Origin of the sequence: Streptomyces sp. NPDC050508, assembly GCF_040655155.1 — a bacterium.
Lineage (GTDB): Bacteria > Actinomycetota > Actinomycetes > Streptomycetales > Streptomycetaceae > Streptomyces.
In genome coordinates this window covers 70618-94311 of the sequence record NZ_JBFAJJ010000020.1, presented here as the reverse complement: position 1 = coordinate 94311, position 23694 = coordinate 70618, and the positions used below count along the sequence as shown (strand labels likewise).

Here is a 23694-nt window from a genome sequence, read left to right as displayed (position 1 = left end):
GTGTGGAACGGCTCAGCGGAGCCGCGACCGCTCGCATAGTAAGGTAAGCATTGCCTTACTTGATAGACCCGCCTCGGAACCACAGGTCCACGTCACAGCCACTGAGGTTATGCTCACCTAAGCTGCCGAGAGGGCTGTCCGGTGATCCGCCAACAGGGCTCCGGAGCACGGAAGATGGCCCGGAAGACGACATGGAGACCGGCACGTGGCTTCAGGCAGAAGGCTCCGCACCACGGTGCTGGTGGCACTGGTCGTCACCCTCCTCGTCCTGCTGTCCCTGCTGTCCGTGGCACTGGGCGCGCTCAGCGTCCCGCTCGACCAGGTTGTGCGCTCGGTCCTCGGCCATCCACCCAGCCGCCTGATCGACAACGTCATCTGGTCGGTACGCGTGCCCCGCACCCTGCTCGGCCTGACGACGGGCGCCGCGCTCGGCCTGTCCGGCGCGCTGATGCAGGCCCTGACCCGCAATCCGCTCGCGGACCCGGGGATCCTCGGGGTGAGCGCCGGGGCGTCCTTCGCGATCGTCCTGGCGGTCGGCGTGCTCGGGGCCACCTCGCTGTACGGCTATGTGTGGTTCGCGTTCGGCGGGGCGCTCGTCGCGAGTGTCGTGGTCTTCTTCCTCGGCCGGCTGGGCCGGTCCGGGGCCACACCGGTCAAACTGGCGCTCGCCGGGGTCGCCGTGACCTCGCTGCTCCAGTCGTTCACCAGCGCCATCGTCCTGACCGACGAGGACGCGCTGGACCGCTACCGCTTCTGGTCCGCCGGCACGCTGGCCGACCAGGACTCCGGCGACCTCGTACGCATCCTGCCCTTCCTCGCCGTCGGCGCCGTACTGGCCCTGTCCTGCGCGCCCGCCCTCAACAGCATGGCCCTCGGCGACGACGTGGCCGCCTCCCTGGGACGGCGGCTGGGTCTGGTCCGGCTCCAAGGGGTCACCGCCGTCGTGCTGTTGACCGGTGCGTCCGTCGCCGTCATCGGTCCCGTGGTCTTCCTCGGTCTGGTCGTCCCGCACATCGCCCGGGTCCTCGCGCAGTGGGTCGGCATCGGCCCCGACTACCGGTGGCTGCTGCCGCTGTCCGCCGCGCTCGCGCCCGTCCTGCTGCTGTCCGCCGACATCCTGGGCCGGATGGTGGACCGCCCGACCGAGATCCAGGCCGGTGTCCTCGTCGCCTTCCTCGGCGGCCCGTTCTTCATCGTCCTGGTCCGCCGCCGGAAGCTCGCGGAGGTATGAGCGTGCCCGCACCACCGTCACCAGCCACTCTGGGCAACCGGCCGTTCCGGCTGGCCGTCCCTCCGGTGTCCGGCGTACTGCGTCCGCGCCTGCTCCTCACGGGAGTTGGCGTCGGTGTCGGCGCCTTCCTGCTGTTCTGCTGGGGTCTGACCATCGGCGACTATCCCGTGGCCTTCACCGACGTCATCAGGGCACTCTGGGGCGCGGGCGACGCGGGCACGGTCATCGTCGTCCAGGATCTACGGCTGCCACGCGCGCTCGTCGGGCTGCTGGTCGGCGTCGCGTTCGGGGTCTCCGGGGCGGTGTTCCAGACGATGACCCGCAATCCGCTGGCCAGCCCCGACATGATCGGGCTCACCGAGGGCGCCGGAACCGCCGTCGTGGCGGCGGTCGTTCTGGGCTGGACCGGCGGACTCGGGCTGTCCACGCTGGGGTTGCTCGGGGCGCTGGCCACCGCGCTGCTCGTGTACGCGCTGGCATGGAAGGGCGGGGCCACCGGGTACCGCATCATCCTCGTCGGCATCGGGGTGTCCTGGATCTGCTCCAGTGCCACCAACTTCCTTGTGGCGCGCGGCAGTCGGTTCGAGGCGGAAGCGGCCCTCGGCTGGCTGGTCGGCAACCTCAACGGCCGGACCTGGAGCCAGGTGGACTCGCTGGCCATCGCCCTGGCCGTGCTGCTGCCGATCACCCTGGGCATGGGCCGCTGGATGCGCACGCTGATGCTCGGCGACGACGTGGCCGCCGGACTCGGCACACCCGTCCAACCCGTCCGGCTGGCACTGCTGTTGGCCGGTGTGGGCCTTGTCGCGTTCGGTACGGCGGCGGCCGGTCCGGTGGCCTTCGTCGCGCTGGCCTGCCCGCAGATCGCCCAGCGGCTGGCGGGCACCTCGTCGCCGCCCCTGCTCGTCTCCGGTCTCACCGGCGCGTTCGTCGTCCTCGGCTCCGATCTCCTCGCCCGCGAGGCGATCCCCGGGACGGAACTACCGGTCGGGATCGTCACCGGTGCCCTCGGCGCGCCGGTCCTGCTGTGGCTGCTCATCCGCGTCAACCGCGCGGGCTCTGGAGGCTGATCGCATGTCGACCACTGACCCGCGCGCCCCGCGGACGTCCGAACCACCGGTCCCGGGGCCCGAGTTGCGCGCGCGGAACCTGCATCTCGCCTACGACGGCAGGGCGGTCGTCGAGAACCTGGACCTCACCGTGCCGACCGGCCGGATCACGGCCATCGTCGGCGCCAACGCCTGTGGGAAATCGACCCTGTTGCGGGCGCTCGCCCGGCTGCTCGCTCCGCGTCAGGGCGTGGTGGAGCTGGACGGCGTCGCACTGCGTTCCGTACCGACCCGTGAACTCGCCCGCAAACTGGGTATCTTGCCGCAGACGCCGGTGGCGCCGGAGGGGCTGACCGTCCTCGACCTGGTGGGCCGGGGCCGTTCCCCGCACCAGACCTGGTGGCGACAGTGGTCGGCGGCGGACGAGGAGGCCGTGCACGCGGCCCTTGAGGCGACCAACCTGACGGAGCTCGCCGAGCGCCCGGTCGACGAACTCTCCGGCGGCCAGCGGCAACGCGCGTGGATCGCCATGGCCGTCGCCCAGGGCACCCCGGTGCTGCTCCTCGACGAGCCGACGACCTATCTCGACCTCGCCCACCAGATCGACGTACTGGACCTGATCACGGACCTCAACCGGCGTGAGGGCCGCACGGTCGTGATGGTGCTGCACGACCTCAACCAGGCCTGCCGGTACGCCGATCACGTCATCGCCATGAAGGCCGGCCGGATCGTCGCCGAGGGCGCGCCCGCCGACGTCGTCACCGAGGCCACGGTCGAGGACGTCTTCGACCTGCGCTGCCGGATCACACCCGACCCGGTCAGCGGCACGCCGTTGGTGATCCCGCTGGGACGGCACCACCACGACGGCAACACCGAGGGCAACTCCGACGGCAACGCGCGGGCCGAGGACGCCGTCACGACCCGATGAGGGGCCCCACCTCAACTGGCAGGGCCCCTAGGGTCGTTCAGGGCCGGGACGTCAAGTACCCACCCATCGTGCGGAAGTAGTCACCGGCCGCGTACTCGGTGCCGTCGTCCGTACGCACCCGGCGTACCAACAGCCCCCGACCGCGCCCGGTATGGGCTTCGGGGCCCGCCACTATGACCACGCCGTCGCCCTCGCGGATGAAGATCCGGCCCGGGGTGCCGCCGTAGCGTCCCTCCGAGACGGCCGCGGAGACGATCCTGAGCCGCTCGCCGCGGTGGAAGGCGTACGCGTTCGGGTACGGGTCCGACTGGGCCCGGACGAGGCGCTCCAGGCGTTCCGCGGGCCAACTCCAGTCGATACGGCTGTCCTCGGCCGACCGCTTGTGGAAGAAACTGGCGCGACCGCGGTCCTGTGGCACCCACTGGCCGGCGTCGCGGCCGGAGGCGATGAGGTCGAGCGACTCGCGCACGATGGGGGCGATGAGGTCGACGGTCCGGTGGAACAGGTCGGTCGCCGTGTCGGTGGGTCCGACCGGCACCGAGCGCTGGATCAGGACGTCCCCGGCGTCGAGTTCGCCGTTCATGCGGTGCGCGGTGACGCCGACGCGCGGCTCGTCGTTCAGGAGCGCCCAGATGATCGGCGAGAAGCCCGCGTACGACGGCAGCAGCGAGTCGTGGACGTTGAGGGTGCCGTGCGGCGGGAGGTCGAACAGCTCCGGGGGCAGCCAGGTCCGCCAGTTGTTGGCGACGATGATGTCCGGCCGTGCTTCCCGTACGGCGTCGAGGAGTTCGGTGTCGTCGGGGCGGTTGCGGAGCAGGACGGGGACGTCGTTCTTCTCGGCGAGTTCGGCGACGCTGTCGTCCCAGATCTTCTCGTAGGCATGCTCACTTTTCGGGTGGGTGACGACGGACACGACCTCGTGGTCGGAGTCCAGCAGCGCCTGCAGCGTGCGGTGACCCCAGGTCTGATAGCCGAGCATGACGACCCGCATGACGGTCCTTCCCTTCAACGACTCATTGCAAGGTAAGCCTTACCTTATCTAGCATTGGGCTGCCTGAGGGAGGCGATGCCACGGTGAAGTCACCGCTCATGGATTCCGAAGTGGTCCACGACATACTCGGAATCGGATTCGGTCCGTCAAATCTCGCTCTGTCCATAGCGGTTGAGGAGCACAACAAGAGCCTTCCGGCAGACAGCCGTCTCAACGCCCTGTTCCTGGAACGCCAGCCGCGCTTCGGCTGGCACCGGGGCATGCTGATCGACGACGCCACGATGCAGGTGTCGTTCCTCAAGGACCTGGTCACGCTGCGGAATCCGACCAGCGACTACAGCTTCCTCTGCTTCCTGCGCGAACAGGGCAGACTGATCGACTTCCTGAACCAGAAGACCCTCTTCCCGCTGCGCGTGGAGTTCCACGAGTACTTCGAGTGGGCGGCCGATCGGGTCTCCCACCTGGTCTCCTACGGCAGTGAGGTCGTCTCGGTCGACCCGGTGCGCGGCGACGACGGCGAGGTCGCCTTCTTCGACGTCACCAGCCACGACCCTGCCGGTTCCGGTACGACGGTGACCCGGCGGGCCCGCAACATCAGCGTGGCGATGGGCCTTGAGCCACACGTTCCGCCGGGTCTCGAACTGGCCGAACGGATCTGGCACAACAGCGAGTTGATCCCCCGCGCGACCGAACTCGCCGACGCGGGCAAGTTGGTGCGGCGTGCTGTGGTGCTCGGCGCCGGACAGAGTGCCGCCGAGGCGGTGGACTACCTGCACCGCACCTTCCCGGACGCCGAGGTGTGCTCGGTCTTCGCCAAATACGGCTACACCCCGGCCGACGACAGCCCGTTCGCGAACCGCATCTTCGACCCGGAGGCGGTGGACGTCTACTTCTCGGCCCCGTCCGAGGTCAAGCAGTCACTCATCGACTACCACCGCTCCACCAACTACTCCGTGGTCGACATGGAGTTGATCGAGTCCCTGTACGCCACCGCCTACCGGGAGAAGGTGGCCGGACGGGAACGGCTGCGCTTCCTCAACGTCTCCCGGATCCGCGCCGTCGACCCCGCGACGGACGGCGGTCTCGACGTCGCAGTGGAGTTCCTGCCCACCGGCGAGAAGCAGGTGCTGTCCGCCGACGTGCTGGTGCTCGCCACCGGTTACCGGCCCCGCGACCTGAGTTCGCTGCTCGGCGAGGCGGCGAAGCTCTGCCTGCGGGACGACGGCGACGAGGTCCGCGTCGGCCGGGACCACCGGGTCGAGACGGTCCCGGAGGTGACGGCCGGCCTCTACCTCCAGGGCGGCACCGAGCACACCCACGGTCTGACCAGCACCCTGCTGTCGACGGTCGCGGTGCGGGCGGAGGAGATCCACCGCTCGGTACAGGCGGCGCAACTGCCCGTCTGACGCCCCACAACTCCCCGGGCCCGGAGGGTACGGTCCCTTCCGGGCCCGGGGTTCGTCGTACGACTTTCAGGCCACCCGCGTCGAGGACTCGGGCCCGCCGAACACATCCGCCACACCCCACACGGTCCTCACGGCCCCGCAGGTCGCCGCGATCCAGTCGACGGCCATCCGGTGATCCTCGTGCGCCCGGTCGGCCACCGCGTCCGCGACGACGAAGGGCTCCATGTCCTGCATCCACGCGTCGGCGGCGGTCAGCAGTACCTGCGTGCGCGCGAACACACCGACGATCACCGGCTGATCGCGCCCCAACTCCGCGAGCCTGCGCCGTAGTCGAGTGCCCGCGAAGGCACTGAACCGCTTGGCGACCAGCACGCTGTCGCCGACCTGCGGCCGGATCGCGTCCACGACGTCCCGGGAGTCCTCGCCACCGGGCAGCCGCGGGTGACCGAAACTGGTCTCGCGCCCGTCCGGTTCACGCTCGGCGGTCTTGAGGGTGTACAGCACGGGGATGCCCGCTGCCCGAGCCGACTCCGCCAACAGGACTACTCCGCCCAGGAGTTGCCCAACGGGTGCGGAGCACTCGCGCAGCACGTGCAGGAAGTGGTTCTGGACGTTCAGGACCAGCAGGGCGGCACGGCGCGGGTCGACGGACCAGCCGGTGCGGTCCGGGGGCAGCGCGGCGGCGCCGGGCATGTCGTACGGGATCAGGTCGGATGACGGCATGCGCGTCGGCCTCTCACCGGTCGTCGGACGTCGTGGGGAACTCGGGACACCGGACCGCCTCAGTAAGGCCCATGTGTCCAGCGGCCGTTCGTCATCGTGGCGTGCACGGGCATCGCGCGCAGGGTGTCCGGGTCGGCGTCCAGCGGGTCCACGTCGACGACCACCAGGTCGGCCGGATCGCCGACCCTGATGAGCCGGCGTCCGCGCGCCGCGGCGACCAACGCGTCCGGGACGGACAGGCGTTGCTCCGGGTGCCAGGCGGGGCGTTCGTCGTCGGTGCGGACGACGGCGGACGCGATGGCGAGCCATGGGTCGAGCGGTGAGACCGGAGCGTCCGAGCCGAACTCCAGCCGCGCCCCGGCGGCGAGCAGATCACCATAGGCGAAGGCGCGTTCGGTACGTCCGGCCCAGTGCCGGTCGGCGACATCGCGATCGTCCGTCGCGTGCCGGGGCTGCACCCCCGCGACGACCCCCAACTGGGCGAATCGCGGCAGGTCTTGAGGGCTCAGCAACTGCGCGTGCTCGATCCGGCCGCGGCAGCGCACCGCCTCGAAGGCGTCCAGGGCAACGGTGTTGGCGCGGTCGCCGATGGCGTGCACGGCGGGTTCGATGCCATGCGCGGCGGCGTGCCGCATGAGCCGTACGAGCTCGTCGGGCGCCGTCTCCTCGATGCCGTGCGCGCCGTCCGTGCCCTCAAGTCCCGGGTAGGGGTCGCGGCACAGGGCGGTACGGGTGTTGAGCGAACCGTCCGTGAAGAGCTTCAGCGGCCCCACCCGGACCAAGCCGCCGTCCTCACCGACGGCGTCCCCCGTGCGCAGCCCGCGCTTGACCGCCGCGTCCAGGCGGCTCGGATAGACGGCGGCCGACACCCGTACGGCGGGCCGGAATTGGGCCGAGCGCCGCTCCCAGTCCCCCACCGTGTCGCCGAACTGGAAGTCGATGACGCCGGTGACCCCGCGCGCGGCGGCGGCCCGGCAGGCCTCTTCGATCCAGCCGTCGACGACCTCGGCCGGTGCTGCGGGGAGGGCGGAGAGGACTTCGTGGGCCTCGTGTTCCCTGAGCAGTCCGGTGGGGTGGTCGCCCCGGCCGACGAGGGCCAGGCAGGCGGAGTTGAGCCACGCGGCATGCAGATCGGCGCTGACCAGGGCGACCGGCCGGTCGGGCAGCACCGCGTCGAGCAGCGTCTTGTGCGGGGCGTCGGGCCACAGTCCGTCGCGGAACCCGTACCCGTAGAGCACCGTGCCTTCGGACGCCCCGGCGCGTTCCCGGACGAGGTCCGCCACGGCCCGCGCGGAGGCGGTACCGGCCAGGTCCAGCCGGTGCCGGGCGCCCGCCCACTCCGCGAGGTGGACGTGGGCGTCCCACAGTCCCGGCAACAACACGCGCCCGCCGAGATCGAGGACCCGCTCACCGCTGGCCACGGCGTCCGCACCCGTGCCCGTTTCCGTTTCCGGGACGACGTAGGTGATCCGTCCGTCCGCCACCCGCAGCCGGGTGAGCGGCCCGCCGGCCCCGAGCCGCACCCGGGTGAGCGTCAGCGCGGGCGCCGGGGCGCTTGCGTTGTCTGCCATATGAGCCTCCATCGCCCCACACAGGGGGAACGCCGAGGGGGCACCCCTCAACCGAATCCACTAAGTAAAGTAAGCCTTACCTTACCTCGCGGGCCGTGTCCGGGTCCCCCGCTCGGCCATCTCCAACTGTCCACGCCCGCACGCACACACGGGCGGCCCTACAACGGCGGAAGGCTGCGCTTCTTCACTCTCCACCGACGGCGACGACCACCAGCCGCGAACAGGAGGAGGCCGAGGGCGACCGACAGCACGCCCTGCCACAGATGCGGCAACCAGGACCACCACGGATCGCTGTCCTGCAGGGAAGCCACGATCGTGCCGCCGCCGAGCAGGAGCAACGCCACCGCACAGGCTCGCAGCCGCCACCGAGCACGACTGTCGACCATGATTCCCCCTCGTGCGCCGCGAAGTCCGCCGTAGTCAGGACAGGGTGACACGACCGCCCATCGCCCCTTCATCGGCCCCACCAACCACACCCGCAGGGCCGACGACGACGCACCACCTCACCCCATCTACCGCTTCACCCCCGCACTCGTCCGCGCACGCAGATCCCCCGCCGAGGCCCCGACCCACACGGACCGCCGCCCCGTCCCCAGCACCCACGCGTGCCGCCGCGCATCCCACGACGACAACGTCCGCGCATCGACATGCACAGTGACCCGCCGCCGCTCCCCCGCCCGCAGCGCGAGCCGCCGATAACCGCCCAACACCCGTACGGCCTGGTCAAGTTGGAGGTCAGGCGAGCGCCCCACGTAGACCTGAGGCACCGCGATCCCGTCCCGCCGCCCGGTGTTGCGGACCGTGAAGGTCACGTCCAGCCCGTGCCCGTTCCACCGCGCCGACGCGTCCTCGTAGGAGAAGGAGGTGTACGAGAGCCCGTGCCCGAAGGGGTAGAGGGGCCGTACGCCCTCCGCGTCGTACCAGCGGTAGCCGACGTGGATGCCCTCGGAGTACTCCTCGGTGCCGTTCACACCGGGGTAGCGGCGGGGGTCCCCGGCGACCGGATGGTGGGCGTCGTCGACCGGGAAGGACTGGGTGAGCCGCCCGCCGGGGTCGCAGTCGCCGAACAGGACGGCGGTAGTGGCGGCAGCACCTTCCTGGCCCGGGTAGTACATCTGAAGCACGGCACCGGCGCGGGCCAGCCACGGCATCGACGTGGAGGACGAGGTGTTGAGGACGACCGTCGTGCGCGGGTTCACGGCCGTCACCGCGTCGATCAACTGAGCCTGGTTTCCCGGGAGTTCAAGGGTCGCGCGGTCGAGGCCCTCCGTGGCGTCCTCGTAGGCGAACAGCACGACACTGCCGGCGGCGCGCGCCGCGGTGACCGCCTCGGCGACATCCTGCGCGCGGGTCTCACCGGTGATGCGCCGCAGCCGGAACAGCAGTCCGGCGTCGCCGCCCGCGGCGGTGATCTTCAGGGTGTGGGCGCCCTTGGTCAGGGTGAGGGTCTTGCGGCGCACGGAGAGGCCGTCGGGGTCGACCGAGACCAGGCCGCCCGAGAAGTACTCGCCGTATCCGGCCGCGAGGGGGAACAACTCCTGGCCGTCGAGGAGGACTTGGGGGCGCGCGGTCGGGGCCGAGGAGAAGTGAAGGACGAACGTCCACTCGTCGGACTCGGCCACGGTGAGCGAGCCGTCGTACTCCCAGGTCTTTCCGGCATCCACCCCCTGCCCCTCACTGTCGAAGGCGGGCGTGAACGAGGACGCGGGGATGGCCTTGCCGAACAGGTCCTCTCCGAGCGCGTACGTGACCCGCGCACCCGCGCCGACGCCGGCACCGGCCCGCGCCCTGATCGCGTCGAGCGGGCTGTCCGCGTGGTCCGGTACGACATGCGCGCTGCCGCCGCCGCTGACGAAGGGCAGGCTGCCGGTGGGGCCGATGACCGCGAGGGAGCCGTCGGTCAGCGGAAGGGTGCGGTGTTCGTTGCGGAGCAGGGTCGCGCCCGCCTTGGCGACCTCCAGGGCGACGGCTGCGCCCGCCTTCGCGTCGCGGGCGGGGCGCGGCGGCACACTGCCGTCGAGGAGCCCGAACCGGTCCATGACGCCGAGCACGCGGCGCACCGCGCGGTCGACATACCGCTCGGGCAAACTCCCGTTCTGTACAGCCGACTTGAGGGGCGCGCCGAAGTACGTCCCGTCCGGCATCTCCATGTCGAGGCCGGCTGTGATCGCGGCGACGGTGCTGTGCGCAGCGAACCAGTCGGTCATCACCCAGCCGGCGAAGCCCCATTGGCCACGCAGGATGTCGGTGAGGAGGGTCTTGTTCTCGCAGGCGAAGGTGCCGTTGACCTTGTTGTACGCGCCCATCACCGCGCCGGTGCCGGCGCCGACGGCCGCTTCGAAACCGCGCAACTCGATCTCGTGCATGGTCTGTTCGTCGACCCGCACGTCGATGGTGTTGCGGTCCTTCTCCTGGTTGTTCATCGCGAAGTGCTTGACGGTCGCGATGAGGCCCTCGCCCTGGATGCCCCTGATCTCGGCGGCGACCAGGTCACCGGCGAGCTTCGGATCCTCGCTGAGGGTCTCGAAGTTGCGGCCCGCGTACGGGGTGCGGATGAGGTTGACCATCGGGGACAGCAGGACGTCCTGGCCGAGGGCGCGGCCTTCGCGGCCGACCACCTGGCCGTAGCGGCGGGCGAGTTCGGGGTCGAAGGCGGAGGCCAGCAGGACGGGCGCCGGGAGGGCGGTGGCGTGTGCGGTGACGCGGACGCCGGCCGGTCCGTCGGTGAGCCGTAGCGGCGGGATCTTCAGGCGGGGGACGCCGGGGATGTATCCGGCCTGGCCGAGCGAGTTCGGGTCGGTGGCGCCGTGCAGGAGGGAGATCTTCTCGTCGAGGGTGAGCTTGACCAGGAGTCCTTCGACGCGGGGGCCGGCCCCCGCCTCGGGTCTGGCCTGCGCGTACGCCAGCGACGGGGAGACGAGTCCGGTGGTGGCCGCGGTGGCGACCGCGATCGCTCCGCCCAGCAGACGCAGGGCGGATCGCCGGGACACGGTGTCGGTCATGAGCCGTCACTCCTTCGGTGTGCGGGCACGACGTTGTGGACCGCAGGTGCGCCTCGATGCCCCGGACCGTCTTCGGTGTCCGTCTGTGTTCGGTATCTGAACGCACTGCGCGTCGAACCGAACTTGACGACCCGTTGGGAACCACTGGCGCGGCGGGAAAACTATGACCGCCACTGACTCGTGTCAACGATCCGAACAGGAATCGGCTGCGAGTCGACAAGAACCGAAGGGTGGGACAAGAACCGAAGGGTGAGATGAGTGCGGGGCCACCCCGGCGGGGGCGGCCCCGGCGCTCAGCCGAGGGAGGGGACGAGCGAGGCGACCGTACCCAGGGCGTCTCCCACGACATCCTCCACGGCATCTCCTACGGCCGTCAGCGGCTGCACGGCGCCGTCGACGCCCCCCGAGGGCTCGGGCTCCGGCGCGGGCTCGCCGCAGCAGGCGACCTGTGCGGCGCGGGGCGCGTACTGCTGCTGGCCCTGTTGCGGAAGGTCCGCGGGAGGCGGCGGTACGTCACCCGAGGGTGCGCCCTCGGGTGGCTCGGGCGCGTCCGGTGCGCCGCCGTCCTCCTTGCCGCCGCCCGCGCTCACGCTCTTCTCGTCCGCATCACCGTTGTCCGTCGGCCCGCCCTTCGCCGCCCGCGAGTCGGCGGCCGATTCCAGCACCCACTGCTGACCGGCGGACCCGTCCCGGCCCACCACCACGACACGCGCCCCCTTCTTCCCGTCCTCGGGAGCGACGGCCAGCCCCTGGCTCCAGCGGAGCAGGAGTTCGCCGCGGACCGTCAGGTCGTAGTGCACCTCGCCCGCGTGCACCAGGCACCCGGCCAGCGTCACCGTGCCCGCGGTGGTGTCGGAGGCGAGGCAGAGTCCGGGGTCGGTGAGGCTGCGCAGGAGGCCGTCCTGGTCGTACGACCACTGCTGGGATCCGGCGGTCGAGCACGCCGCCAGGGCGACACCGGCGCCGCTCGCCACCCGTCCGCCCTGAATGTCGAGGCACAGGCCGGAGGCGAGGCTGCGCAGCACGCCCTGTTGGACGACTCCGGCAACGGCGGCCGACGCGGAACCGTCGGACGAAGGTGCGGCGACGGGGCTCGGGCGGGTCGAACTGCCGCTGGGCGCGCCCCAAGTGGCGTGCGGATCGGGCGCGTTGTCCCCTTCGGTCCAGCCCTTGGTGACGAGCACCGTCGCGAGCAGGGCGAGGGAGGTCAGGCCCACGCCCACGAGCGCGGCCTTGGGGTGCCTGCGCGGAAACGCGAGTCGGCCGTCCGGCATGGGACGGTGGCGGCCCACCGGACGACGGGCGGCATGGGCGGCGGTCCCTGGAGTCGCGCGGCCGGGCCGCGAGTCGAGGTAGCGGCGGGCACCCCAGCCGAGGACGGTCTCGGCGAGCAGCACTTCGAGGCCGCCGTCGAAATGACTCAGTTGCTCCGCCGCGAAACGGCAGTAACGGCATGTCATGAGATGCCGTTGCACATCGGGCAACAGGCCGCCGCCGCGGCGGATCGGGACGTCCAGGAGTCGGTTGTAGAAACGGCATTCCGGGGTCGGTGCGAGTTCCTGGTGGGCACGGACACAGCCCGTCCTGAATTGTTCACGCGCCTGCTCCAGCGCCGCGGTCGCGGTGACCTCGTCCACGCCCAGCAGACCGGCCGGTACGGATATGGGGTCGGCCTCGACCTCGGTGTGCCACAGCAGGCATTGGGAAGCACCCGGGAGCGCCCCGAAAGCGCGCTCGGCGAGCCGTCGCCTTTCGGGTGTCCCCGGCCTCGCCGCGCGTAGACCTCGGGCGCCGGTGGGTTTACGAAGTTCCGGCAGCAGCACGGAAATTCGCTCCTCCGCGGCCCACTTCTTCACCATCTCCCTGACTGCTACAAGGAGTTGGGGTCGCAGGGCGCCGCCGGTCGCGCGGTTCGCCAGTACCTGATGGAAGGCGGCGGAGGCCACCATGGACGCCGAACTCTCGGCGGAGGCCAGGCAGATGACCGCATATTCGCTTGTCGCCTGCCAGTGACGCGTGAGCAGCAGCGCGACGGCACGGGTGCTCGCGGTCTTATCGCCGAGTTGCGCCAAGAGATTGCGGTCGGACTCCTCCGGACCCGAACCGGGGCGGGGCGGGAACGGCGGGCGCGGGGGGTAGGGGGATTGCACGGAACCATTTCCTTCCAAGCCGCAGGACGGCACACGGAATGCCCGCCCTCGGAAAGCAGGTGCTTGATTGGTGCATACCTATGAGGTGTCAGAAGCGACCCTGACCATTGCGTTCTGATGCCTTCTGACAGCCGGCCTCACGGGGTGGCTCACACTCGCACAAGCGGCTGACAGGAAACAAGGAGTTCGAGTGACCGATGTTCAAAACGTAGAAAATTCAGATTGGTTACCGGCGGTATCCACAGGCGCCTCCACACAATCTCCAACTCCCCTGCAAACCAAGGGCGGCACACAGGGAACTCCGATGTTTCTCTCGGGGTGCTCTCATCGCCGTGGGCCACCATGAACCGCATGATCGCCCCCCACTCTTCAGCCACCCCCGCACCCGCCCCCGCCCCCACGGTCCGCAAGGCGGTCGTACCGGCCGCCGGGCTCGGCACGCGGTTCCTGCCCGCGACGAAGGCGACGCCGAAGGAGATGCTCCCGGTCGTCGACAAGCCCGCGATCCAGTACGTCGTCGAGGAGGCCGCGGCGGCCGGGCTCGACGACATCCTGATGGTCACCGGCCGGCACAAGCGGGCCATCGAGGACCACTTCGACCACGCCTTCGAGCTGGAGCAGGCCCTGGCCGCCAAGGGCGACACCGTGCGCCTGGACGCCGTACGCGACCCCGCGCGCCTCGCCGACATCCACCACATCCGCCAGGGCGACCCGCTCGGCCTCGGCCACGCCGTGCTCTGCGCCCGCCACCACGTGGGCGACCAGCCGTTCGCCGTCCTCCTCGGCGACGACCTGATCGACCCCCGCGAGACCCTGCTCAGCCAGATGCTGGAGGTCCGCGAGCGCTACGCCGGCAGCGTGGTCGCCCTCATGGAAGTCCCGGAAGAATCAGTCCACTTGTACGGCTGCGCCGCCGTCGAACCGACCGGCGAGGACGGCGTCGTACGGGTCACCGGCCTGGTCGAGAAGCCGTCCCGCGAGGACGCGCCGAGCCGCTACGCCGTCATCGGCCGCTACGTCCTCGACCCGGCGATCTTCCCCACCCTGGAACGCACCCCGCCCGGCCGCGGCGGCGAGATCCAACTGACCGACGCCCTCCAGGAGTTGGCCGCCGCCGGCACGGTCCACGGGGTCGTCTTCAAGGGTTTGCGCTACGACACCGGCGACAAGGCCGACTACCTCCGCACGGTGGTCCGCCTGGCCTGCGACCGACAGGACCTGGGACCCGAATTCGTCGCGTGGCTCAAGGAGTTCGTGGCCGGGCTGGAAAACAGTGACAGCGGCGAGAGTGAGGGCGCGCGGATCGCGGCCTGACCCCACGCACACGAGGGCCCGGTCATCCGTAGGCGATGACCGGGCCCTCGTAGCGGAGTTGAGGTGATCAGCCGTTCGGCCGGAGTGTCCAGGTGACCGTCATCTCGCCCGTCACGGCGCCGTCCTCGCGCTGGATGGCGACCGTGACCGGGAACTCGGGGCGCTCGCCCGCGTCGAGTTCGGCGACGACGTCGGCGACGGGGCGGCCGAGGGTCGCGGTGGCCTTCACCGGGCCGAGGGCGATCTTCTTGAACGCGATCTCGGCGTTGACCGGGAGCGGCACGGCTCGCGAGAGCTGGTCGCCGAAGGCGGCGAGGACGATCGCGCCGCTGGCGGACTCGCCGAGGGTGAACATGGCACCGGCGTGCGGCCCGCCGACGTGGTTGCGGTACTCGCTCTGGTCCGGCAGGGACAGCACGGCCCGCTCCGGACTGGTCTCCAGGTACTCCAGGTTCAGCGTGCGAACCATCGGCACCGTGGCGGCCAGCAACTCGCCTATGGACATCTGATCTGCGCTCATGACAGGCATGTTACTCACGGGTAGCCAGGTCTGGCCAGATGTGTGCGGACGCGCACACCAGCCACGCACCGGTTGGCCATCGAGTTGGTACGACCCTGACAAGGGGCGGTGACCCCACCGTGTCCCACGCCGCACTAGGGTTACTGCCCATGTGGCCAGGACAGCAGCCGCCCGGGGGCGAGCAGAACCCGCAGGACAACCCGTACCAGCAGCCGGGGTACCAACAGCCGAATCCGTATCAGCAGCCCGGCTTCCAGCAGCCCAACCCCTATGGGCAGCAACCGCAGTGGGGCGCTCCGGGCCCCGCGGGCGGACCGCAGCCGCCGCAGGGCGGGGGCGGCGGGAACCGGACGAAACTGATCGCGATCGTCGCCGCCACGGCCGTCGTCGTGGCCGCCGGTGTGACCGGATTCCTGGTCCTGGGCGGCAACAAGGACGACAAGGCGGACGGCGGCAAGGACAAGTCGAGCCAGTCGCCGTCGGCGTCCGCGGACCCGAGTGCCTCCTCCTCCGGTTCGGACGACAACCCGCGCGGCAACGAGACCGAGAAGCCGACGATCGCGGGCTGGAAGGTCGTCGTCAACCAGAAGTACGGCACCGCCTTCGACGTCCCCGCCGACTGGGAGGTCGGCACGCCGGGCACCTTCACCTTCTTCGAGGACGAGGTGAAGGGCGACGGCTCCCCGTACATCGGTTTCTCGGCGCCCGCCTACCTGAAGCAGAACTGGTGCGAGTCCGACGACAACAAGGACGGCACCAAGGAGACCTCGTCGCTGGCGTCGAGCGGCACCAAGGGCGAGGACGGGGCGAAGGACACCGCGAGCACCGCCCGCGGTGACGCGGCGGCGTTCGCGTTCGGCGGGTACACGGACCAGAAGAACTCGTCCAAGAAGTACCTGAAGATCGGCGCGGCCAAGCCCTACACAACACAGTCCGGAGTCACGGGCAGCGTCGCCACCTCGTACACGTCCGGCGTGCCGAAGTCCGGCAAGTGCTCCTCCGACGGCAAGGCGACCACCTTCGCCTTCAAGAACTCGGCGGACGACTTCGTCTCCTGGACGCTCTACGGCGCGAAGGGCGTCAGCGAGGAGATCCCCGACGCGACGGTGCAGAAGATCCTCAGCACCGTACGACTGCACGGGGACCCGACGGGCAGCACCAGCTGACGCGCTGACCATTGACTGTTGCCCATTGACTGTTGCCCGTTTGGCTTGATTCTGGCGGCAATCTGTTTGGCAGGGTGTGGCATGGGCGGCGATAGTCGGCCGGTGAACGTCACCGCCGCGCCCCGCCGACCACGCCGACCCGACTGGGCGGGCCGCAACTACACCTTGCTGACCGCCGCCGCGGTGGCGACCGGCCTCGGTGGGAACGGTGCGCTGATCGCCTCCGCGTTCGCCGTGCTGGACGCGGGCGGCGACAGCGGTGACGTGGGTCTGGTGGCCGCCTCGCGCACACTGCCGCTGGTGTTGTTCCTGCTGATCGGCGGTGCGATCGCAGACCGAGTACCCCGGCACCACGTCATGGTCGCGGCGAATGCCCTCAGCTGCGTCTCGCAGGCGGCCTTCGCGGTACTCGTCCTCACCGGCGAGCCCCGCCTCTGGCAGATGATGCCGCTGACCGCGCTCGGCGGCACCGGCCAGGCGTTCTTCGGCCCGGCGGCCGAGGGCATGCTCATGTCCACGGTGACCGGCGAACAGGCCGGCCGCTCGTTCGCGGTCTTCCGGATGGCCATGCAGGGCGCGTCGCTGGGCGGCGCGGCCCTCGGCGGCGCGCTGGTCGCGGCGGTCGGACCGGGCTGGGTGCTCGCGGTCGACGCGGCGGCGTTCGCGGTGGCCGGAGGACTCCGCTCCTTCCTCGACGTCAGCCACATCCCGCCGCGCGCACCGGGCGGCGGGATGCTGGCCGATCTCCGGGACGGCTGGCGGGAGTTCATCGGCCGGCCCTGGCTGTGGTCGATCGTCGTGGCGTTCTCCGTCGCCAACGCGGTGGTCGGCGCGGCGGACGCGGTCTACGGCCCACTCGTCGCCCGGGACAGCCTCGGCGGCGCGGGCCCCTGGGGCCTGGCCCTGGCCGCGTTCGGCGCGGGCACGGTCGCCGGCGCCCTGCTGATGACCCGCTGGAAACCCCGCAGGCTGCTCCTCGCGGGCATGCTCGGCATCTTCCCCCTGGCCCTGCCGTCCGCCGCCCTCGCGGTACCGGTCCCGATCGGCGTCCTCTTCGCGGTGATGTTCGTCGCGGGCGCGACGGTGGAGGTGTTCGGGGTCTCGTGGATGACCGCACTGCACCAGGAGATCCCCGAGGAGAAACTCTCCCGGATCTCGGCCTACGACTGGTTCGGCTCGATCGCCCTGATGCCCATCGCCGCCGCCGCGGCAGGCCCAGCGGAGTCGGCCTTCGGCCGTACGGCGGCCCTGTGGGGGTGCGCGGCCCTGGTCACGCTGGTCACCGCGGCGGTGCTGTGCGTGCCGGAGGTACGGAACCTACGGCGACGCACCGGATCACCGGCCCAGGAGAACCGGGGGATCCCGAACGAGTCAGCCGATACCGAACGCGCCGTCGGGGGGCTCGGGTGACGGTACGGCGTCCTCGTCCCGGACAGGTCGCGCACCGCCGATGAAGTCCCGTACCGCGGGCCCGTGTTCGAGCCGCGCGGGGAAGGCGTCCGAGGCCACGAGCCGGGTCAGGGCCGCCGTGTCGACCGGCTGATGGGCGGCCACGAGCACCGCGTTGCCGAACCGGCGTCCGCGCAGCACAGCCGGTTCCGCGATGAGTGCCAACTCCCCGAACACCGTGCCGAACGTGGCGAGTTGGGCGCGCAGGAACGCGAAGGGGGCGGCGTCCGCGAGGTTGGCGAGATAGACGCCGTCACCCCGCAGGACCCGCTCGGCCTCACGCGCGTAGGTCACGGAGGTGAGATGGGCCGGTACCCGTGAGCCGCCGAAGACATCGGCGACGACCACGTCCGCCGAACCGTCCGGCGCCGCCTCCAGCCAGGCACGGGCGTCGGCGCCGTGCACGGTGACACCGGCGCCGTCCGGCAGGGGCAGATGCTCCGTGACCAGCTCCAGCAGACCAAGGTCGGCCTCCACGACGTCCTGCCGCGAACCGGGCCGGGTCGCCGCCAGATATCGGGGCAACGTGAGCGCCCCACCGCCCAGGTGCACCACGTCCAGCGGACGCCCCGGCTCCGCGACGGTGTCCAGTACATGCCCGAGCCGCCGCGCGTACTCGAACTCCAGATGCGTGGGCGCGTCCAGGTCCACATACGACTGCGGCGCCCCGTCGACAGTCAGCAGCCAGGCCCGCGCCCGGTCCACGTCGGGCATCAACTTGGCAGTCCCGTGATCAACGTCCCGGCTCACGGGTATCGGCTCGTTCACGGGACCATTGTGCCGGGGCGGTGGGGAGCGGTGGGTTCGGAAGGGGTTGGCGGCGGGTGCGCGGGAGCACGAGCCGACCGGTCGGCGCTCCGCTCAGCGCTCCGGCCGGCAGCCCGTGGGCCATAGCCCCGCCGGGTTGTCAGACCCCCCACACCTCCCCCACCTCCGCCACATGCGCCACCGCCTGTTCCCGCCCCGCCCGCGCCGCAGGCGCCCGTACCGTCGGGTCGAGCGGGTTGCGGCCGAACGCCTGCTTCGCTTCCGGGGACGGTACGACGACGACCGCTCGGGCGCCCTGCTCCACCAGCCGCCGGGTCTGGTCCGCCGCCGAGGCGAGGGGGCCGCCGCCGATGGCCATCGGGGCGAGGACCACGACCTGGTCGTAGCCCTCGGCGAGGTGGGCGTTGGCGGGTGAGTGGATACCGCCGTCCATCCAGACGCGGCCCTCGATGGTGACCGGGGGCCACACGCCGGGGACCGCGCAGCTGGCCGCGACGGCGTCGGTCAGGGACAGCCCACTGCCCTTGTCGAAGACCCGCAGCTCGCCGGTCGCCGTGTCGACGGCGGTGAGGCGCAGGGCGCGGCCCGGCCACTCCGGTGAGACGAGCCGGCTCTCGATCGCCGCGCGCCGGGCCGCCATATCGGGTGTCCTGGCGGCACGCGCCATCCGGCCGATCTTCCGGCCGTACGCCTCGGGGGTGCGCGAGGTCAGCGCCGACCAGACGTAGCGGAACAGCAGCCCGGGGCCGAGCCGGCCGGGGATCTCGCCCTCGGGGACGGTGAGTTGACGCTCGTAGACCTCCTTGAGCGTGCTCGCCAGCAGTTGGGCGCCGACAGCCGAACCCGCCGACGTGCCGATCACGACATCGGCGTCACCGAGATCCACGCCCGCCTCACCCAGCCCGTACAGCATCCCGGCCATCCAGCCGATGCCGCTGCTGCCCCCACCACCGAGTACAAGTGCCTTGCCCGCCATGATGCCCCCGCCTCTCCACCGCTCTCCACGACTGCCTCCGCGTTCAAGTCTTGCGCACGGCACTGACAATCACGGATGCGGGCCACTCGCGTGGGACGGGCGAGGCCGCGCACCCCGGACACGCAGGGGTGCCTGCCCCCGTGGGGACAGGCACCCCTCCCGCTCAGCCGACCTCCGTCACCGTGCCCGCGCCGACCGTCCGCCCGCCCTCGCGGATCGCGAAGCCGAGCCCCGGCTCCAGCGGGACCTCACGGCCCAGCTCGACCGCCATCGTGACGGTGTCCCCCGGCCTCGCGACCGCCGTCTCGCCGAGGTCGATGTCGCCGACGACGTCCGCGGTGCGGATGTAGAACTGCGGCCGGTAGCCGGTCGACACCGCGGTCGTACGACCGCCCTCGCGCGCCGACAGGACGTACACCTGCGCCGAGAAACGGCGGCTGGGCACAACGCTGCCGGGCGCCGCCACGATGTGCCCGCGACGTACCGCGTCGCGCGGCACCCCGCGCAGCAGCAGCGCCACGTTGTCACCGGCCTGCGCCTCCGCCATGGGCTTGCCGAAGGTCTCCAGGCCGGTGACCACCGTGTCGACGGCGGCCCCGAGCACTTCGATACGGTCGCCCACCCGAACCGTGCCGCGCTCGATCGCGCCCGTGACCACCGTCCCGCGTCCGGTGATCGTGAGCACGTTCTCGACCGGCAACAGGAACGGCGCGTCCAGGTACCGCTCGGGCATGGGCACATACGTGTCCACGGCGTCGAGCAGCGCGTCGATCGACGCCGTCCAACGGGGGTCCCCCTCAAGGGCCTTGAGGCCGGACACCCGTACGACGGGTACGGAGTCGCCGCCGTAGCCGTTCGCGGTGAGCAGTTCGCGGACCTCCAGCTCCACCAGGTCGGTGAGCTCGTCGTCGCCCGCGTCGGCCTTGTTGAGCGCGACCACGATGTGGTCGACGCCCACCTGCCGGGCGAGCAGCACGTGTTCGGCGGTCTGCGGCATGATCCCGTCGAGCGCGGAGACGACGAGGATCGCCCCGTCGAGCTGCGCGGCCCCGGTGACCATGTTCTTGACGTAGTCGGCGTGACCGGGCATGTCCACGTGCGCGTAGTGCCGGGTGTCGGTCTCGTACTCGACGTGCGCGATGTTGATGGTGATGCCGCGCGCGGCCTCCTCCGGCGCCCGGTCGATACGGTCGAACGGTACGAAGGTGGAGGCGCCGCGCTCGGCGAGGACCTTGGTGATGGCGGCGGTCAGGGTGGTCTTGCCGTGGTCGACATGGCCCATCGTGCCGATGTTCAGATGTGGTTTCGTGCGGACGTATGCAGTTTTGGACATGGCGGTACCTCGAAGCCTCTCCAGAGGTGAAAAGCCCAGTGGTGAAAAACGGGACCCCGAGGACTCGCCGACCCTCCCCCTGCGGGGTCCGCCGGACGATCCGGAGAGGGTCAGCTTCGGGCGCCGTCGACTGCGGCGACGAGAACGGGAACGGCAGCCTTCGGGGCATCCGCGACTGCGGATGCTGCGAGGTGGAAGGCGTACCGGAACATGAGGCCGATCATTGCCGACGCTTTGCCCGGCGTCGAACGATTTATCAGTACGTGGACTTCAGGGTCGGGACTTCAGGGTCGGGACTTCAGGGGCCGGGACTTCAGGGGCCGGGACTTCAGGGGCCGATGTTCTTCAGGGCCTCGCGCACCGACAGCGGCGCGAACCGCCCCTTCTCCCGCGTCAGGAAGCCCCGTACCGCCTCCGGGTCCGTCTTGGCGTACTCGCGCAGGCACCAGCCGATGGCCTTGCGGATGAAGAAGTCCGGGTGTCCGGACTGACGCAGGCAGTAGGCGAAGAGGCGGTCGGTGTCGGTGCGCTCCTTGTAGCGCAGCTGGTGGAGGAGGGCCGTACGGGCGACCCACATGTCCTCGTCGACGATCCACACGTCCATGTCGGTGGCCAGCTTCGGGTCGGCGGCGACCAGGCCTCCCACTACGTGGGAGGCGAGTGCGTCGACGGTGTCCCACCAGGGGACCGTCGAGACGAGGTGGCGGGCGACCGGCAGGAAGCCGGATGTGCAGTGCTTCACATGGCGCCGCAGGTAGTCCACCGCGAAGTACTGGTACTCACGCTCCGGCAGCTCCCAGCAGCGCAGGGCGATCGCGGTGCAGTCGGTCTCCTCGGGGCGGGGTGTGCCCTCCAGGACCGTGCGGGACAACGCCCTGCGTACGGGTGTGGTGAGGCCCAGGAAGGACGCGATGTCCTTCATGTACGCCCGCATGGGCACAGCCCGCTCCGGGTCGGCCGCGGCGGCGTACGTGGCGGTGAGTCGCTCCAGCACCGTGTCCGCGAGGCCGCTGCTCGGCACACGCACGGTGCCCGCACCTGTGACGCTCATGAGACGAACCATACGGCGATCACATACACAGGTCGGTTAGTGTCGCCGACATGCTCGCCGATGCTGCCACGAACTCTAGGGGCACCGACTCTGGGGGCACCCGCTCTGGGGGCACCGCCACGGCCATGCCCGTCGCGCTCCTGGTGCCCGTCGTCCCGACCGGCTTCGCCGCGCGCTGCACGAGAGCGCTGCTCTCGCCGTGGTCGCGGTTGTCGCTGCTCCTCGTGCTGCTCGCCGGGGCCGGGGCGAGCGTGCTGCTGTTCCATCCACAGCGGCTGCTCTCCAACGGCTGGCCGCCCCAACTTGGCGGTGTCACCGCGGCGTTGGCGTTCGCGGCGGCATACGGCCTGTGCAGCGTGGCGTTCGTACCGCGCCCGCTGCTGAACCTCGCCGCGGGCGCGCTGTTCGGCTCCCAGCTGGGCACCGTCTCGGCGCTGGCGGGCACGGTGCTCGGCGCCGGGATCTCCTTCGGCCTGGGCCGCTTGCTGGGCCAGGACGCCCTGCGCCCGCTGCTGCGGGGCCGGTGGCTGAAGGCCGCGGACGGCCAGCTCAGCCGGCACGGCTTCCGTTCGATGATGGCGGCACGGCTCTTCCCGGGACTGCCCTTCTGGGGCGTGAACTACTGCGCCGCCGTCTCCCGCATGCGCTGGACGCCGTTCCTGCTCGCGACGGCGCTCGGTTCGATCCCGAACACGGCCGCGTACGTCGTCGCCGGAGCCCGTGCCTCCAGCCCCACGTCACCGGCCTTCCTGATCGCGATGGCCTGCATCGCCCTGCCGGCCCTGGGCGGCGCGGTGGTGGCCTGGAGGAAGCGCCACCACCTGCGAGCCCAGTGATACGAGCCCAGTAAGACGGGCCCGGTAAGGCGAGCCCAGTGAGACGTCAGACGGTCTCAAGGATCATCGCGTTGGCGAGGCCCCCCGCCTCGCACATCGTCTGCAGCCCGTAGCGCGCTCCACGGTCCCGCATCGCGTGCACCAGCGTGGTCGTCAGACGCGTACCGCTCGCGCCGAGCGGATGCCCGATCGCGATGGCCCCGCCGTGCACGTTGACCTTGGCGAGATCGGCGCCCGTCTCCTGCTGCCAGGCCAGAACGACACTGGAAAACGCCTCGTTGACCTCGAACAGGTCGATGTCGTCGAGGGTGAGCGACGCGCGGCGCAGCACCTTCTCGGTGGCCGGTATGACACCGGTGAGCATGAGCAGCGGGTCGGAGCCGGTCACCGCGAAGCTGTGCAGCCGGGCGAGCGGGCGCAGTCCGAGCCGGGCCGCGGTCTCGCTCGACGTGATGAGGACGGCGGAGGCGCCGTCGTTGATGGGGCTGGAGTTGCCGGGGGTGATGTTCCACTCGATCTGCGGGAAGCGCTCGGCGTACGTCGCGTCGTAGAAGGCGGGCTTCAGGCCGGCGAGGATCTCGGTCGTACTGCCGGGCCGCACGCACTCGTCGCGCGAGGCGCCCGCCAGGGGTGCGACCTGAGCGTCGAACAGACCCGCGTCCCAGGCGGTGGCCGCCTTTTGGTGCGAGGAGACCGCGAAGGCGTCCAACTGGTCGCGCGTCATCGACCACTTCGCGGCGATGAGTTCGGCACTGATGCCCTGCGGGACGAGGCCCTCCGGGTAACGCCCGGCGACACCGGGGCCGAAGGGGTCTGTGCCGGGCAGCACGCTCGACCCCATCGGCACCCGCCCCATGGACTCCACTCCACAGGCCACGACCAGGTCGTACGCCCCGGAGAGCACGCCCTGCGCCGCGAAGTGCACGGCCTGCTGGGAGGAGCCGCACTGACGGTCCACGGTGGTCGCGGGCACCGACTCCGGGAAGCCCGCCGACAGCACGGCCTGCCGGGTGATGTTGACGGCCTGCTCACCGACCTGGGTGACCGTGCCACCGATGACGTCGTCGATGAGGGCCGGATCGATCCCGGTGCGCTCGACGAGGGTGCGCAGGGTGTGCGAGAGAAGTTCGACGGGGTGGACCTGGGCGAGGGTGCCGTTCGGTTTGCCCTTGCCGACGGGCGTGCGTACGGCTTCGACGATCACTGCGTCACGCATGGGACGGGCCTCCA

The 23694-nt window shown here is 70.9% G+C and carries 20 protein-coding genes; 8 read left to right on the top strand and 12 right to left on the bottom strand.

The window, feature by feature from the left end; genetic code table 11:
- Nucleotides 1-205 precede the first annotated feature (205 nt).
- Genes AB0I69_RS40285 through AB0I69_RS40275 form a run of 3 tightly spaced genes read left to right on the top strand, consistent with a single transcriptional unit; the run spans nt 206 to nt 3208 of the window.
- Nucleotides 206-1231: an iron ABC transporter permease gene (locus tag AB0I69_RS40285; RefSeq protein WP_363100744.1), complete on the top strand. Its 1026-nt coding sequence runs from the start codon at nt 206-208 to the stop codon at nt 1229-1231.
- The gene (locus AB0I69_RS40280; protein WP_363100743.1) at nt 1228-2301 is read left to right on the top strand and encodes an iron chelate uptake ABC transporter family permease subunit; all 1074 of its coding nucleotides are present in this window, start codon (nt 1228-1230) and stop codon (nt 2299-2301) included. The genes AB0I69_RS40285 and AB0I69_RS40280 overlap by 4 nt, the downstream gene beginning before the upstream one ends.
- Before the next feature lie 4 nt (nt 2302-2305).
- On the top strand, nt 2306-3208 hold the full coding sequence (locus AB0I69_RS40275) for an ABC transporter ATP-binding protein (RefSeq protein ID WP_363100742.1): 903 nt from the start codon (nt 2306-2308) through the stop codon (nt 3206-3208).
- Between the two features lie 37 nt (nt 3209-3245).
- Here the strand turns inward: AB0I69_RS40275 and AB0I69_RS40270 are convergent, their stop codons facing one another.
- A complete protein-coding gene (locus AB0I69_RS40270; RefSeq protein ID WP_363100741.1) occupies nt 3246-4199 on the bottom strand; it encodes a methionyl-tRNA formyltransferase in 954 nt (317 codons plus the stop codon).
- An 83-nt stretch (nt 4200-4282) separates the two neighbouring features.
- Here AB0I69_RS40270 and AB0I69_RS40265 point away from each other — a divergent pair, with 83 nt between their 5' ends.
- Nucleotides 4283-5605: a lysine N(6)-hydroxylase/L-ornithine N(5)-oxygenase family protein gene (locus AB0I69_RS40265; protein ID WP_363100740.1), complete on the top strand. Its 1323-nt coding sequence runs from the start codon at nt 4283-4285 to the stop codon at nt 5603-5605.
- A gap of 66 nt (nt 5606-5671) precedes the next feature.
- Here AB0I69_RS40265 and AB0I69_RS40260 read toward each other — a convergent pair whose 3' ends face one another.
- From AB0I69_RS40260 to AB0I69_RS40240, 5 genes are all read right to left on the bottom strand, one after another.
- Nucleotides 5672-6328, bottom strand: coding sequence for an isochorismatase family protein (locus AB0I69_RS40260; RefSeq protein WP_363100739.1), 657 nt, complete (start codon nt 6326-6328; stop codon nt 5672-5674).
- Nucleotides 6329-6387: 59 nt separating this feature from the next.
- Nucleotides 6388-7899, bottom strand: coding sequence for an amidohydrolase (locus tag AB0I69_RS40255; RefSeq protein ID WP_363100737.1), 1512 nt, complete (start codon nt 7897-7899; stop codon nt 6388-6390).
- 158 nt (nt 7900-8057) lie between these two features.
- Nucleotides 8058-8285, bottom strand: coding sequence for a hypothetical protein (locus AB0I69_RS40250; RefSeq protein ID WP_363100736.1), 228 nt, complete (start codon nt 8283-8285; stop codon nt 8058-8060).
- Between the two features lie 126 nt (nt 8286-8411).
- Nucleotides 8412-10901: a glycoside hydrolase family 3 N-terminal domain-containing protein gene (locus AB0I69_RS40245; protein ID WP_363100735.1), complete on the bottom strand. Its 2490-nt coding sequence runs from the start codon at nt 10899-10901 to the stop codon at nt 8412-8414.
- A gap of 293 nt (nt 10902-11194) precedes the next feature.
- Nucleotides 11195-13051, bottom strand: coding sequence for a ricin-type beta-trefoil lectin domain protein (locus AB0I69_RS40240; protein WP_363100734.1), 1857 nt, complete (start codon nt 13049-13051; stop codon nt 11195-11197).
- 351 nt (nt 13052-13402) lie between these two features.
- Between AB0I69_RS40240 and galU the strand changes: the two genes are divergently transcribed.
- Complete coding sequence (galU, locus tag AB0I69_RS40235) at nt 13403-14365, top strand: UTP--glucose-1-phosphate uridylyltransferase GalU (RefSeq protein ID WP_363100733.1); 963 nt, start codon at nt 13403-13405, stop codon at nt 14363-14365.
- A 67-nt stretch (nt 14366-14432) separates the two neighbouring features.
- Here the strand turns inward: galU and AB0I69_RS40230 are convergent, their stop codons facing one another.
- Nucleotides 14433-14870 (bottom strand): DUF4442 domain-containing protein, encoded by a 438-nt coding sequence (locus AB0I69_RS40230; protein ID WP_363100785.1) that lies wholly within the window; start codon nt 14868-14870, stop codon nt 14433-14435.
- Nucleotides 14871-15034: 164 nt separating this feature from the next.
- On the opposite strand from AB0I69_RS40230, the gene AB0I69_RS40225 reads away from it, so the two are divergent.
- Nucleotides 15035-16051, top strand: a complete 1017-nt coding sequence (locus AB0I69_RS40225; protein WP_363100732.1) for a hypothetical protein — start codon at nt 15035-15037, stop codon at nt 16049-16051.
- Nucleotides 16052-16132: 81 nt separating this feature from the next.
- Nucleotides 16133-17461, top strand: a complete 1329-nt coding sequence (locus tag AB0I69_RS40220; RefSeq protein ID WP_363100731.1) for an MFS transporter — start codon at nt 16133-16135, stop codon at nt 17459-17461.
- Here the strand turns inward: AB0I69_RS40220 and AB0I69_RS40215 are convergent.
- The 4 genes from AB0I69_RS40215 to AB0I69_RS40200 all read right to left on the bottom strand — a co-directional run bounded on the left by AB0I69_RS40215 (nt 17423) and on the right by AB0I69_RS40200 (nt 21628).
- Entirely contained in the window at nt 17423-18268 is an 846-nt protein-coding gene (locus AB0I69_RS40215) for a fused MFS/spermidine synthase (RefSeq protein WP_363100730.1), read from the bottom strand. The genes AB0I69_RS40220 and AB0I69_RS40215 overlap by 39 nt on opposite strands.
- A 139-nt stretch (nt 18269-18407) precedes the next feature.
- Nucleotides 18408-19244 (bottom strand): patatin-like phospholipase family protein, encoded by an 837-nt coding sequence (locus AB0I69_RS40210; protein ID WP_363100729.1) that lies wholly within the window; start codon nt 19242-19244, stop codon nt 18408-18410.
- Between the two features lie 163 nt (nt 19245-19407).
- Nucleotides 19408-20577: an elongation factor Tu gene (gene tuf / locus AB0I69_RS40205; RefSeq protein ID WP_363100728.1), complete on the bottom strand. Its 1170-nt coding sequence runs from the start codon at nt 20575-20577 to the stop codon at nt 19408-19410.
- Nucleotides 20578-20905: 328 nt separating this feature from the next.
- Nucleotides 20906-21628 carry a DNA alkylation repair protein gene (locus AB0I69_RS40200; protein WP_363100727.1) on the bottom strand — a complete coding sequence of 241 codons (723 nt, stop codon included), beginning with the start codon at nt 21626-21628 and terminating at the stop codon, nt 20906-20908.
- 125 nt (nt 21629-21753) lie between these two features.
- Between AB0I69_RS40200 and AB0I69_RS40195 the strand changes: the two genes are divergently transcribed.
- Nucleotides 21754-22464 (top strand): TVP38/TMEM64 family protein, encoded by a 711-nt coding sequence (locus tag AB0I69_RS40195; protein ID WP_363100726.1) that lies wholly within the window; start codon nt 21754-21756, stop codon nt 22462-22464.
- Nucleotides 22465-22510: 46 nt separating this feature from the next.
- On the opposite strand, the gene AB0I69_RS40190 is transcribed toward AB0I69_RS40195, so the two are convergent.
- Entirely contained in the window at nt 22511-23680 is a 1170-nt protein-coding gene (locus AB0I69_RS40190) for a thiolase family protein (RefSeq protein WP_363100725.1), read from the bottom strand.
- Nucleotides 23681-23694: the final 14 nt, after the last annotated feature.

What these genes read in the sequence shown, in the direction of transcription:
- AB0I69_RS40280 (WP_363100743.1), top strand. Translation starts at nt 1,228, where the DNA reads ATGAGCGTGCCCGCACCACCGTCACCAGCCACTCTGGGCAACCGGCCG.
- AB0I69_RS40250 (WP_363100736.1), bottom strand. Translation starts at nt 8,285, where the DNA reads ATGGTCGACAGTCGTGCTCGGTGGCGGCTGCGAGCCTGTGCGGTGGCG.
- AB0I69_RS40225 (WP_363100732.1), top strand. Translation starts at nt 15,035, where the DNA reads ATGTGGCCAGGACAGCAGCCGCCCGGGGGCGAGCAGAACCCGCAGGAC.
- AB0I69_RS40230 (WP_363100785.1), bottom strand. Translation starts at nt 14,870, where the DNA reads ATGTCCATAGGCGAGTTGCTGGCCGCCACGGTGCCGATGGTTCGCACG.
- AB0I69_RS40210 (WP_363100729.1), bottom strand. Translation starts at nt 19,244, where the DNA reads ATGGCGGGCAAGGCACTTGTACTCGGTGGTGGGGGCAGCAGCGGCATC.
- AB0I69_RS40255 (WP_363100737.1), bottom strand. Translation starts at nt 7,899, where the DNA reads ATGGCAGACAACGCAAGCGCCCCGGCGCCCGCGCTGACGCTCACCCGG.
- AB0I69_RS40270 (WP_363100741.1), bottom strand. Translation starts at nt 4,199, where the DNA reads ATGCGGGTCGTCATGCTCGGCTATCAGACCTGGGGTCACCGCACGCTG.
- AB0I69_RS40260 (WP_363100739.1), bottom strand. Translation starts at nt 6,328, where the DNA reads ATGCCGTCATCCGACCTGATCCCGTACGACATGCCCGGCGCCGCCGCG.
- galU (WP_363100733.1), top strand. Translation starts at nt 13,403, where the DNA reads ATGATCGCCCCCCACTCTTCAGCCACCCCCGCACCCGCCCCCGCCCCC.
- AB0I69_RS40195 (WP_363100726.1), top strand. Translation starts at nt 21,754, where the DNA reads ATGCCCGTCGCGCTCCTGGTGCCCGTCGTCCCGACCGGCTTCGCCGCG.
- AB0I69_RS40245 (WP_363100735.1), bottom strand. Translation starts at nt 10,901, where the DNA reads ATGACCGACACCGTGTCCCGGCGATCCGCCCTGCGTCTGCTGGGCGGA.
- tuf (WP_363100728.1), bottom strand. Translation starts at nt 20,577, where the DNA reads ATGTCCAAAACTGCATACGTCCGCACGAAACCACATCTGAACATCGGC.
- AB0I69_RS40275 (WP_363100742.1), top strand. Translation starts at nt 2,306, where the DNA reads ATGTCGACCACTGACCCGCGCGCCCCGCGGACGTCCGAACCACCGGTC.
- AB0I69_RS40220 (WP_363100731.1), top strand. Translation starts at nt 16,133, where the DNA reads ATGGGCGGCGATAGTCGGCCGGTGAACGTCACCGCCGCGCCCCGCCGA.
- AB0I69_RS40190 (WP_363100725.1), bottom strand. Translation starts at nt 23,680, where the DNA reads ATGCGTGACGCAGTGATCGTCGAAGCCGTACGCACGCCCGTCGGCAAG.
- AB0I69_RS40200 (WP_363100727.1), bottom strand. Translation starts at nt 21,628, where the DNA reads ATGAGCGTCACAGGTGCGGGCACCGTGCGTGTGCCGAGCAGCGGCCTC.